This window comes from Hephaestia sp. MAHUQ-44 (genome assembly GCF_023806085.1).
Classification (GTDB): domain Bacteria; phylum Pseudomonadota; class Alphaproteobacteria; order Sphingomonadales; family Sphingomonadaceae; genus Sphingomonas.
On sequence record NZ_JAMSLX010000007.1, the window covers coordinates 24950 to 35891 of the forward strand.

General features: G+C 67.2%; 12 protein-coding genes. 9 read left to right on the top strand and 3 right to left on the bottom strand.

Annotation, left to right across the window (positions count from 1 at the left end):
• The first annotated feature begins 50 nt into the window (after nt 1-50).
• The 4 genes from NFE57_RS09175 (at nt 51) to NFE57_RS09190 (ending at nt 3592) form a co-directional block, all read left to right on the top strand.
• Entirely contained in the window at nt 51-683 is a 633-nt protein-coding gene (locus NFE57_RS09175) for a LolA family protein (RefSeq protein WP_252135275.1), read from the top strand.
• A 367-nt stretch (nt 684-1050) separates the two neighbouring features.
• The gene (locus NFE57_RS09180) at nt 1051-1845 is read left to right on the top strand and encodes an exodeoxyribonuclease III (RefSeq protein WP_252135438.1); all 795 of its coding nucleotides are present in this window, start codon (nt 1051-1053) and stop codon (nt 1843-1845) included.
• Entirely contained in the window at nt 1842-2915 is a 1074-nt protein-coding gene (ribA, locus tag NFE57_RS09185; protein WP_252135276.1) for a GTP cyclohydrolase II, read from the top strand. Before NFE57_RS09180 ends, ribA begins: the two co-directional genes overlap by 4 nt.
• A gap of 2 nt (nt 2916-2917) precedes the next feature.
• A complete protein-coding gene (locus NFE57_RS09190; RefSeq protein ID WP_252135277.1) occupies nt 2918-3592 on the top strand; it encodes a GNAT family N-acetyltransferase in 675 nt (224 codons plus the stop codon).
• A 5-nt stretch (nt 3593-3597) separates the two neighbouring features.
• Here the strand turns inward: NFE57_RS09190 and NFE57_RS09195 are convergent, their stop codons facing one another.
• On the bottom strand, nt 3598-4308 hold the full coding sequence (locus NFE57_RS09195; protein ID WP_252135278.1) for an HAD family hydrolase: 711 nt from the start codon (nt 4306-4308) through the stop codon (nt 3598-3600).
• Nucleotides 4305-4973, bottom strand: a complete 669-nt coding sequence (locus tag NFE57_RS09200; protein ID WP_252135279.1) for a YggS family pyridoxal phosphate-dependent enzyme — start codon at nt 4971-4973, stop codon at nt 4305-4307. Before NFE57_RS09200 ends, NFE57_RS09195 begins: the two co-directional genes overlap by 4 nt.
• A 55-nt stretch (nt 4974-5028) precedes the next feature.
• Between NFE57_RS09200 and NFE57_RS09205 the strand changes: the two genes are divergently transcribed.
• A complete protein-coding gene (locus NFE57_RS09205) occupies nt 5029-5526 on the top strand; it encodes a thiamine phosphate synthase (protein WP_252135280.1) in 498 nt (165 codons plus the stop codon).
• Nucleotides 5527-5538: 12 nt separating this feature from the next.
• Here the strand turns inward: NFE57_RS09205 and NFE57_RS09210 are convergent, their stop codons facing one another.
• Nucleotides 5539-6198, bottom strand: coding sequence for a hypothetical protein (locus NFE57_RS09210; protein WP_353653898.1), 660 nt, complete (start codon nt 6196-6198; stop codon nt 5539-5541).
• A 238-nt stretch (nt 6199-6436) separates the two neighbouring features.
• Between NFE57_RS09210 and NFE57_RS09215 the strand changes: the two genes are divergently transcribed.
• The 4 genes from NFE57_RS09215 to holA are packed head-to-tail and all read left to right on the top strand — an operon-like array spanning nt 6437 to nt 10900.
• On the top strand, nt 6437-6865 hold the full coding sequence (locus NFE57_RS09215; protein WP_252135281.1) for a DUF3576 domain-containing protein: 429 nt from the start codon (nt 6437-6439) through the stop codon (nt 6863-6865).
• Nucleotides 6866-6882: 17 nt separating this feature from the next.
• Nucleotides 6883-9387: a leucine--tRNA ligase gene (gene leuS, locus NFE57_RS09220; protein WP_252135282.1), complete on the top strand. Its 2505-nt coding sequence runs from the start codon at nt 6883-6885 to the stop codon at nt 9385-9387.
• The gene (gene lptE / locus NFE57_RS09225) at nt 9384-9884 is read left to right on the top strand and encodes an LPS assembly lipoprotein LptE (protein WP_252135283.1); all 501 of its coding nucleotides are present in this window, start codon (nt 9384-9386) and stop codon (nt 9882-9884) included. The genes leuS and lptE overlap by 4 nt, the downstream gene beginning before the upstream one ends.
• Nucleotides 9881-10900: a DNA polymerase III subunit delta gene (holA, locus tag NFE57_RS09230; RefSeq protein WP_252135284.1), complete on the top strand. Its 1020-nt coding sequence runs from the start codon at nt 9881-9883 to the stop codon at nt 10898-10900. Before lptE ends, holA begins: the two co-directional genes overlap by 4 nt.
• Nucleotides 10901-10942: the final 42 nt, after the last annotated feature.

Genomic DNA, 10942 nt, shown 5'->3' on the forward strand with positions numbered 1-10942 from the left:
CAATGCGCTTGTGTAACAACCGCCGCCACGTCGATAAGGAGCCCCTCCCCGTGAAGGTCCGTTTTCTTACCCTTGCCGCCGCGCTTGCCGCGCCGGTGGCGATCGCTGTCCCCGCCACAACCGGAATCGCCGCGCCCGCAGGCGACCTCGCTGCCGTCCAGGCCTATCTGGGATCGCTCGACACGATGACCGCGCGCTTCATCCAGACCGATCGCGCGGGCAAGGTGCTCACCGGCACGCTGAGCCTGAAGAAGCCCGGCAAGATTCGCTTCCAATATGAAAAAGGCGTGCCGATCCTCATTGTCGGCGACGGCAAGGCACTGTTTTTCATCGATTATTCGGTCAATCAGGTGCAACGCTGGCCGATCGGCGATTCGCCGCTGTCGGTGTTGCTCGATTCGAAGAAAGATATCGGCACGTTCGCGCGCATCGTCCCCGGCGGCGATCCGCGGGTCATTTCGGTCGAGGCGAGCGACCCCAAGCATCCGCAATATGGGCGGATCACGCTGGTCTTCGCGCGCAACGCCGCCGCGTCGGGCGGGCTGATGCTCCAGGGCTGGGTCGCGCTCGATTCGCAGAACAACCGCACCACGGTCCGGCTCAGCGATCAGAAAACCAATGTCCCGGTCTCCGATAATACGTTCCGCTGGAACGACCCGCGGAGAACGACGCGCGGACGATGAACCGGCCATTAATGCTGGCGACAGCTTTCCACCGCTAAAACACGATGGCGGATTCGGGGTAATCCGGGATTCCCCCCTGTTGCCCGGATGCTTATGCCCCGCTTCCCGCCTGCGTGACGAACGCCAGGTTGGCCCCCGTTCCATGCCCCCGGAGCGGGGGCCTTTCTTTTTGCCGGAAGTGCGGTGCCTGTTTGGTACGGCGCCGGCCCGCTCCCCACCCGGCCACCCAACGCTGGTATTCTATGAGTGGCCGGGTGAGGGTGTAGCCCCGCAAAGTAATACTCCCGCGGGGGAGCGGGCCGGTGCCGTTCAAACAACCAAACCCCCGCACTGGCGCGCCATGATCGATATGGCTACATCGCGCCGCATGGCCGACACGCTCAAGATCGTTTCCTGGAACATCAATTCGGTTCGTTTTCGCATCGAGATCGTCGAGCGCTTTCTCAGGGAAGCGCAGCCCGACATCCTCTGCCTCCAGGAAACCAAGGTCATCGACGGCGACTTCCCCACCGCCCCGTTCCGGCGGCTGGGCTATGAGCACATCTTCCTCCACGGCCAGCGGATGCATCACGGCGTTGCGATCCTTTCGCGGCTGCCGGTGGTCGAGGATGACCGGCTCGATTGGCAGGCCAATGGCGAGGCGCGGCATATCGGCGTGCGGCTGCCGAACGGGATGCGGCTCGAGAATGTCTATGTGCCCGCAGGCGGCGATATCCCCGATCGCACGCTCAACCCCAAGTTCGGCCAGAAGCTCGATTTCGTCGACCGGATGACGCGCTGGTCCGAAACGCTCGAGGTGCCGACCATGCTCGTCGGCGATTTCAACATCGCCCCGCTCCCCAGCGATGTGTGGAACCACAAGCAGCTGCTCAAGGTCGTCAGCCATACGCCGATCGAGGTCGAGGCGCTCGATGCCCTCAAGGCCAGCAATTCGTGGGTCGATCTCGGCCGCCATTTCCATCCCGCGCCCGCCCGGCTCCACACCTGGTGGAGCTATCGCTCGCCGGACTGGACCCGGAACGACCGCGGCCGCCGGCTCGATCATATGTGGGCGACGCGCGAGATTGCCGACAAAGCCGTCGCACACCACGTGTTCGAGGATTGCCGGAGCTGGCTCAAGCCGTCGGACCATGTGCCGATCATGACCGAGCTTGCCCGGTGACCGATAGCGCCAGCGCGCGCGCCGCGGCCCGGGCGATCGATGCGCTGCGCCGTGGCTGGCCGGTGACGATCGCCGCCGGCAATGCGGCGCTGCGCCTGCTCGCGATCGAAACCGCCGACCCCGAACGCCTCGCCGGCTTCGATCCCGAAGCAACGGCACCGGTATTGCTGTCGGCGGGCCGCGCGACGACGCTCAAGCTCGCCAACCAGCGCGAGGCGGCGACCCCCGACGCACCGGTGATGGTCGATCGCGCGCCCTGGCTCGATCTCGCCGTTGCCACCGCGCTCGCCGATCCGCAACTCGATCTCGCGACCCCGATGAAGGGACCGTTCGCCGCGATCCCCGTTGCCACCCCCGATCTTGCCACAGCCGCGCTGCAACTCGCGCGAATCGCCGGAATCCTGCCTGCTTTCTTCGTCCGCACCGACGCCGCCGACACCGAGGTGACGATCACCCCCGCCGCCATCGCCGCGCACGAGGATGCCACCCGGCTGACGATTGCCGCGCGGGCACGGCTTCCCGTCGCGGGCGCCGAAAACGCGGAGATCGTCGCCTTCCGCACGCCCGAAATGCCCGGCGAGCATGTCGCGCTGCTGATCGGCGCACCCGACGGCCGGCCGCCGCTGGTACGGCTTCACAGCGAATGCCTGACCGGCGACGTGCTCGGCAGCCTCAAATGCGATTGCGGGCCGCAATTGCAGGCCGCGATTGCCGAGATCGAACGCAGCGGCTGGGGCATCCTGCTCTATCTGCGACAGGAAGGGCGCGGGATCGGGCTGATCAACAAGCTGCGCGCCTATGCGCTCCAGGATCAGGGATTCGATACGGTTGACGCCAACACCCGGCTCGGTTTCGCGATCGACGCGCGCGATTTCGCGGTCGCCGCGCGGATGCTGACCCTGCTTGGACAGCGCGAGATCCGGTTGCTGACCAACAATCCGGCCAAGGTCGCCGGGCTCGACGGTGCCGGCGTGCGCGTGATCGAGCGCGTGCCGCATCACCTGCCGCCCAACCCCCACAACGAACGCTATCTCGCGACCAAGCGCGATCGTACCGGCCACCAGCTCTGACGATGGCGCACCCGCTCGATCGCCCGATCTGGACCGCGCTGACCACGCGGCAGGCGGGGTTCGCGGTCGGCGACGCGCAGGCGCTGCGCTTCGATCCCGAGGTGGCGCTGTTTGCCGCCGCGGCGGATTCGTCCCCCGACAGCCGTGCGGCGCTGGTACGGCTGGTGCCCCCCGGCGGCACGATCGGGTTGGTCGAACGCGGCGAAACCACGCTTCCCGAGGGGCTTCGCATCGTCAAACAGGCGGCGTGCGTCCAGATGCTCGCGCCGCAGCTATCGGTTCCCGAGCCGACGTCCGATGTCCTGTCGCTGGGCGAGGCGGATGCCGCCGCGATGCTCGCGCTGGCGACGCTGACCGAGCCCGGCCCGTTCTTCGCGCGCACGCACACGCTGGGCGATTTCGTCGGGGTCAGCGAGGCAGGCCAACTCGTCGCGATGGCAGGCGAGCGGCTCAAGGTGCCCGGCTTCACCGAGGTCAGCGGCGTGTGCACGCGGCCCGGTTGGCGTGGGCGCGGCTATGCGGCGGCATTGCTCGGGCTCGTTGCACGGCGGATCGTCGCGCGCGGCGACACGCCGTTCCTCCATGCCTATGCCGATCACGCCGCGACGATCGCGCTCTATGAACGGCTTGGCTTCGTCGTCCGGGCGCGGATGACCTACACCATTCTCGCGCGCTGACCGCGTCAACCGATCCCGATCAGCCGCGCTACGCGTGCGAAATCGCCGGCAATCGCATCGACGCCGATGGCGAGCAGCCTGTCGGCATGGCCGGGCGAGCAGTGCCGCCCCGCACACAGGCCGATCACGCTTGCGCCCGACGCCACCGCACCGGTCACGCCGACGGGCGAATCCTCCAGAATCGTACAGCGCGCGATCGGTACCCCGAGCGCGGCGGCGGCATGAAGGTAGATGTCGGGCGCCGGCTTGCCGCGCGCCACATGCTCGCGCCCCGAAAACACCATCGTCCCGAAAGCATCGCGCAGGCCGAGATGTTCGAGATGCGTCTCGATCCACGCGGTCGAGCTCGACGAGGCGATCGCGCGGGGCAGATCACGCGGCAGGCCACGGACGAACGCGATCGCGCCCGCGACCGGATCGATTCCCTCGGCGAGCACGCGGGCATCTTCCTCGGCTCGCGCGGCAGCGAAATCGCGGGGCAGCGCGTGGCCGATCCGGTGTTCGATCGCGGCGATAAAATCGGCGCCCGCCAACCCCATATAATGCGCCATGGCTTCTTCGGGGGTGTGCGGATGGCCGATCGCGGTCAGATAGCGCGCGATCTGCGCATTGCCGACATATTCGCTTTCGAGCAGCACGCCGTCGAAATCGAAGATCAGCGCGTCGGCCGTCAGCACCGGCGCTTGCTGGCGGGTGACCGCTTCGGCCGCGGTCATGCACGCGCACCGAACAAGGCGGTACCGACACGGACATGCGTCGCGCCCAGCGTCACCGCGGTCGGATAGTCATTCGACATCCCCATGCTCAGCCCGGCCACGCCTTCATCACGCGCGAGCTTGGCGAGCAACGCGAAATAGGGTGCGGGCTCAAGCTCGGCGGGGGGAAGGCACATCAGCCCGGCGACCGGCAGATCGACGCCGCGCGCCGCCGTGAGCAATGCTGGCAGATCGGCGATCGCAACCCCGCCTTTCTGCGCTTCGGCGCCGATGTTGACCTGAATGAAGCAGGCGGGTCGCCGCCCGGCCTTGTCCATCGCCTTGGCCAGCGCAGTGACGAGCGAGGCGCGATCGACCGAATGGATCGCATCGAACAGCGCCACCGCTTCATCGGCCTTGTTCGACTGGAGCTGCCCGATCAGGTGGAGCGCGATATCGGGCGTGGAATCTCGCAACGCGGGCCATTTGCCCTCGGCTTCCTGAACGCGATTCTCACCGAACACGCGCTGGCCGGCGTCGATCAGCGGCTGGATCGCGGCGGTGGGATGCGTCTTGGAAACCGCGATCAGCGTTACTGCATCGGGCTTGCGTCCGGCCGACCGCGCGGCCTTGGCGATAGCGGCATGAACCTCGGCGAGGCGGTGGGCAGGGTCGTCGTTGGGCATGCGCGCTGCTATAGGCATCGCCGTGCCACGCCGCCACCCACCTCGCCTCTGGCTGATGACCGACGAGCGGCTCGGCGATGGCCTGTGGACGGCGATCGACAAACTGCCGCCCGGCGGTGGCATCGTGTTCCGCCATTATCGTACCCCGCTGGCCAAACGACGGCGGCTGTTCGCAGCGATCCAGGAGATCGCCGATCGGCGCGGGCTGCTGCTCGTCCGCGCCGGCGCCGATCGCCTCGCCGCGCGCGAGGACGGCCTCCACAATGCGGCCCGCCGCCCGGAGCACGGATTGCTGTCGCGTGCCGTCCATTCGCGGCGCGAGGCACTGGCCGCCACCCGCGCGGGCGCCGATCTGATCTTCGTATCGCCGGTGTTCACCACCAGATCGCACCCCGGCGCCGCTGCGCTCGGCCTCGCGCGCGCGCGCGCGATCGCACGGCACTTCCCCGGCCCGACGATCGCGCTCGGCGGCGTCACACCGGCGCGCGGGCGACGGATGATGCGATTCGGATTTTACGGTTGGGCGGCAATCGACGCCTGGATCGCCGACTAACGACGCCAGACGTCAGAAGCGGAAAGCGGTGCCGATATAGACGGCCTGGCTGTCGTGCCGATCGTCGGCCAGCCGCTGGAGCCGATCACGATCATGCTCGGCCTTGTAGCGCACGCCCGCGGTGACATCGAGGTTGCGCGTCAGCGAATAGGAGCCGCCGACATCGATCGAATAGCTCGGATCGTCGGCGATCAGGCGCGGCGTATCGGCGAGCGGGCGCGTCGAGGTCGCCTTGACGCGGCCCGAGGCACGGCGCCCGGTGTAGCTCAGCCCCATGTCGATCGATTGGACGCTGCCCGGCTTGCCGCCGAGATCGACGTGCGTGACGTCGCCCGACAGCGCGAATCGTTTCCAGCCCACCGCCACGCCCAGATTATAGGCGATCGGCGCGACGCTGACCGTGCTCGCAGGGGCAACCGTGCGCGCATTGCTCTCATCGCTGCTGCGCGAAATGCGCTTGTTGACCGCGACCGTCACCCGGTGCTGCGACTCCTTGCTCGCCTCGGACGGCGTGAACCGGAAGCCGTTGGCGGTGAGGCCGCTGCGCGCGAGCACCGCGGCAAGCTGGGGATCGGCGGAGGCCGGAGTGAACGATCCGATGCCGCTTTCGATGCCGATCGAGAGCGAGCGAGGCGGCGCTGCGCGGTCTTGGGCGCCAAGGGCCGGAGACACGGCGATCCCGGCAGCGACAAGCGCCACCAGTCCCATGCCCCCGAGGACTCGACCAACAACCACGTACAGACCCTTCGTTATCGCTATCGCGCCTACCACGATTCACGCCTGCGGTTCCACCACCAAAGAGTCGTTTCTATCCAAGTGTTGCCTCTTCTCCACAACAGCGCCGCGCTTGCGACAATCGCGGACCATCTATAGAGGCGTAGCAACCCCCAATTCGCTCAGGGAACCGCCAATGAACCGCCCGTTGCGCACCGCGATCGTGGTCTCGCTGCTTCTACCACTGGTTGCCTGCGGCGGCCGCGAGCGTCCCAAGGCCGATCTTGCCGCTGCCCGCACCACCACGATCGGCGTCAACGCCTATCTATGGCGCGCCAGCCTCGATACCTTGTCGTTCATGCCGCTCCTGCAGACCGATTCGAACGGCGGCGTCATCGTCACCGACTGGTACGTCAATCCGAACACCCCCGCCGAGCGGATGAAGGTGACGGTGACGATCCTCGATCAGGATCTGCGCGCCGATGCATTGCGCGTCGCAGCACTTCGCCAGATCAACCAGGGCGGCACCTGGGTCGACGCGCCGGTCAAGGCGGCGACGACGCAGAAGCTCGAAGACATCATCCTCACCCGCGCCCGCGACCTCCGCCGCGCCGCCATCAACTAACCAGAGTAAATCACCCCATGGCCTCTCGCTTCAACGCGCTGAAGGCGGACGCGGCCTGGCAAAAGGTGTGGGACGACAACCACACCTTCGCCGCGCGCAACGATTCGTCCAAGCCCCATGCCTATGTGCTCGAGATGTTTCCCTATCCGTCGGGGCACATCCATATGGGGCATGTCCGCAATTACACGATGGGCGACGTGCTCGCGCGCTTCAAGCGGATGACGGGGCACGAGGTGCTCCACCCGATGGGCTGGGACGCGTTCGGGATGCCCGCCGAGAATGCGGCGATGGAAAAAGGCGTCCATCCCGGCGGCTGGACGCGCGCCAATATCGCGACGATGAAAGCGCAGCTCAAGCGGCTGGGCTTCGCGCTCGACTGGACGCGCGAACTCGCGACCTGCGACCCCGATTATTACGGCCACGAACAGGCGCTGTTCCTCGATCTCTATGCGGCGGGCCTCGTCTATCGCAAGGAATCGGCGGTCAATTGGGACCCGGTCGACATGACCGTGCTTGCCAACGAGCAGGTGATCGACGGGCGCGGCTGGCGCTCGGGCGCCTTGGTCGAGAAGCGCAAGCTGAACCAGTGGTTCCTCAAGATCACCCAGTTCGCCGACGAACTGCTTGAGGGGCTGAAAGCGCTCGATCACTGGCCCGACAAGGTCAAGCTGATGCAGGAAAACTGGATCGGCCGGAGCCGCGGGCTGACCTTCGGGTTCAAGCTCGCCGATGGCATTGAGACGATCGAGGTGTTCTCGACGCGCCCCGACACGATCTTCGGCGCCAGCTTCGTCGCGGTCGCGGCCGATCACCCGATCGCGCAGGCGCACGCCGCCGACAGCCCCGAGGTCGCCGCGTTCATCGCCCGCTGCAAGCAGGGCGGCACCACCGCGGCCGAGATCGAAACGCAGGAAAAGCTCGGCTTCGATACCGGGCTCAAGGCGATCCACCCGCTCGATCCATCGATCGAACTGCCGGTCTATATCGCCAATTTCGTGTTGATGGAGTACGGCTCGGGTGCGGTGATGGGCGTGCCCGCGCACGACCAGCGCGACCTCGATTTCGCGCGCAAATACGGGCTTGCGGTGCGCCGCGTCGTCGCCGAGGGCGACAAGACGGGCGCGGTGTTCGAGGGCGATGAGGCCTATTCTGGGCCCGGCGCGCTGGTGAATTCCGGCTTTCTCGACGGGATGCCCGTGGAAGAGGCCAAACGCGCCGTCATCACGCGCGCCGAGGCCGAAGGCTGGGGCGAAGGCTCGACCGTCTATCGCCTGCGCGACTGGGGGGTGAGCCGCCAACGCTATTGGGGCACCCCGATCCCGATCGTGCATTGCACCGCCTGCGGCCCGGTGGCGGTGCCCAAGGATCAGTTGCCGGTGACGCTGCCCGAGGACGTCAGCTTCGACGTGCCCGGCAACCCGCTCGATCGCCATCCGACGTGGAAGCATGTCGCCTGCCCCGCGTGCGGCACACCCGCGCTGCGCGAGACCGACACGCTCGATACGTTCGTCGATTCGTCGTGGTATTTCATCCGCTTCGCCAGCCAGCCCGACGACAAGCCCTTCGATCGGGCGACCGTCGAGAAGTGGCTGCCGGTCGGCCAGTATATCGGCGGGGTCGAGCACGCGATCCTCCATCTGCTCTACGCGCGCTTCTGGACGCGCGCGCTCAAACATCTCGGCATGATCGACGTCGACGAGCCGTTCGCCGGGCTGTTCACGCAAGGGATGGTGACGCACGAAACCTACAAATCGAGCGAGGGCCGCTGGCTCGCCCCGACCGAAGTCGATGACGGAATCGAGATCGCCACCGGCCTGGCCGCTACGGTCGGCCGGGTCGAGAAGATGTCCAAATCGAAGAAGAACACCGTCGATCCGGGGCCGATCGTCGATCAATATGGCGCCGATGCGGTGCGCTGGTTCATGCTCTCCGACAGTCCGCCCGAACGCGACCTGCCGTGGAGCGAATCGGGAATCGAGGGCGCGTGGCGTTTCGTCCAGCGCTTGTGGAGGCTGTTCGAGGACGAATCGTCGGTTGACGATGGCGCCCGCGACGCCGCGCTCGACCACAAGCTTCACCAGGCGATCGCGGGCGTTGCCGAAGATATCGAGGCGCTGTCGTTCAACAAGGCCGTCGCCAAGCTTTACGCGCTGACCGGCATCATCGAAAAGGCCGCGCCCTCGGCTTCGCGCAGCGAGGCGACGCGGACGTTGATGCGGCTTGTCGCACCGATGGTCCCCCACGTCGCCGAAGAAGCCTGGGCCGCCGCGGGGCATGAAGGACTCGTCGCCGATGCCGCCTGGCCCACGGTCGATCCCGCGTTGCTGGTCGAAAACGACGTGACGATCGCGATCCAGATCAACGGCAAGCTGCGCGACACGCTGACGCTGCCCAAGGGAATGGATCGCGCCGATGTCGAGGCTGCTGCGCTCGCCAGCGACAAGATCGCCCGCGCGCTCGATGGCAAATCGCCGCGCAAGGTGATCGTCGTGCCCGACCGGCTGGTCAATCTCGTCGCATGATCGCGCGCGCCGCCCTGTCATTGGCGCTGCTGGGCCTGACGGGGTGCGGGCTCCAACCGCTCTATTCGGGCGGCAGCAGCGGCCCGGTCGCCACCGCATTGGCCCGCATCGAGGTCGCCCCGATCGCGGGGAAATCGGGTTGGCTGGTCGCCAATGCGCTGCGCGACCGCTTGCCCGAAAGCGACGGCAGCACGCCACTCTACCGCCTTCAGGTCACGCTCGACGACCAGATCTCGGGCCTCGGCGTGCGCCGCGATGACAGCGTCACGCGCGAGCGCCGCACCCTGCGCGCGCGCTATCAACTTGTCGCACTCGACGGCAGCAAGGTCGTGATCGACGATACCGCGGGTTCGGATGCCGGGGTCGATGTCGTCGGCTCCGAATATGCGACCATCGCGGCTGAAAATACCGCGCTCGAACGCCTGTCGGAAACCGTTGCCGACCAGATCGTGACGCGAATTGCGACCTATGCGCGGGCGCCGCGTTCGGCCCCGTGAAGGCCAACGCCAACCAGATCCGCGCCGCGCTCGACGCCCCCAGCGCCGATATCCGCCTTTTCCTGCTCCACGGGCCGGACGAAGCCGGCGCGGCCGAGCTCGGGCTGCGCCTCGCGCGGGCGATGGGGCCAGAGGCGGAACGCATCGACCTCGAGCCCGCCATGCTCAAGAGCGATCCGGGGCGGCTTGCCGATGAGGCCGCCTCGATCTCGCTCTTCGGCGGTGCGCGCCACCTGCGCGTGCTGGGCGCGGGCGAGGATACGCTCGAAGCCTTCACGCTGTTGCTCGGCGCCGAACAGGCAGGCAATCCGGTGATCGCGATCGCCCCCAATGTCAAAGCCAGCGGCAAGATCGTCAAACTGGCGATCCAGTCCCCGCGCGCGATGGCCTTCGCCTGTTACGTCCCCGACGGCGCCGATGCCGACCGGATGGTGGCACAGATCGCGCGCGACCATGGCTTGCGTACCACCGGCGACACCGCGCGACGCCTCGCCAGCGCAAGCGGGGGCGATCGGGCGATTGTCGCGCGCGAAATCGAGAAGCTCGCGCTCTATCTCGACGCCGGCCCCGACCGCCCCGGCGAGATCGATGACGCCGCGCTCGACGAGATCGGCGCCGACCTCGGTGAAGCCGAGATGAGCCGCGCGATCGCCGCCGCGGTGGGCGGAGACGTCGCCGTGATCGGCCCCGAACTGGCGCGCTTGCGCGATGCCGGCGTTTCACCAATCCCGTTGCTGCGCGGGCTGGTCCGTCGGCTAATGACGATCGCCGCGCTCCGTGCCGAAATCGACGCGGGCGGCGCCATCGACGCCGTGATGGAGCGCAACCGCGTATTCTTCCGTGAGAAAGCCGCGACCGCGCGTGCGATCCGTACCTGGTCGCCGACACGAATCCAAGCCGCGATCGATCGCATCCGCACCACCGAACGCGCCATCATGGCCCCGGGTACGGCGGGCGACATTCTCGCCGAACAGACCTTCCTCAGCGTCGCGCGGCTGGCAGCTAGAAACCGTTAAGCTACGGGTATTTATTGATAATATATCTAGCGCCTGCTGATT

What these genes read in the sequence shown, in the direction of transcription:
- NFE57_RS09215 (WP_252135281.1), top strand. Translation starts at nt 6,437, where the DNA reads ATGAACCGCCCGTTGCGCACCGCGATCGTGGTCTCGCTGCTTCTACCA.
- NFE57_RS09200 (WP_252135279.1), bottom strand. Translation starts at nt 4,973, where the DNA reads ATGCCCAACGACGACCCTGCCCACCGCCTCGCCGAGGTTCATGCCGCT.
- NFE57_RS09180 (WP_252135438.1), top strand. Translation starts at nt 1,051, where the DNA reads ATGGCCGACACGCTCAAGATCGTTTCCTGGAACATCAATTCGGTTCGT.
- leuS (WP_252135282.1), top strand. Translation starts at nt 6,883, where the DNA reads ATGGCCTCTCGCTTCAACGCGCTGAAGGCGGACGCGGCCTGGCAAAAG.
- NFE57_RS09190 (WP_252135277.1), top strand. Translation starts at nt 2,918, where the DNA reads ATGGCGCACCCGCTCGATCGCCCGATCTGGACCGCGCTGACCACGCGG.
- lptE (WP_252135283.1), top strand. Translation starts at nt 9,384, where the DNA reads ATGATCGCGCGCGCCGCCCTGTCATTGGCGCTGCTGGGCCTGACGGGG.
- NFE57_RS09195 (WP_252135278.1), bottom strand. Translation starts at nt 4,308, where the DNA reads ATGACCGCGGCCGAAGCGGTCACCCGCCAGCAAGCGCCGGTGCTGACG.
- NFE57_RS09205 (WP_252135280.1), top strand. Translation starts at nt 5,029, where the DNA reads ATGACCGACGAGCGGCTCGGCGATGGCCTGTGGACGGCGATCGACAAA.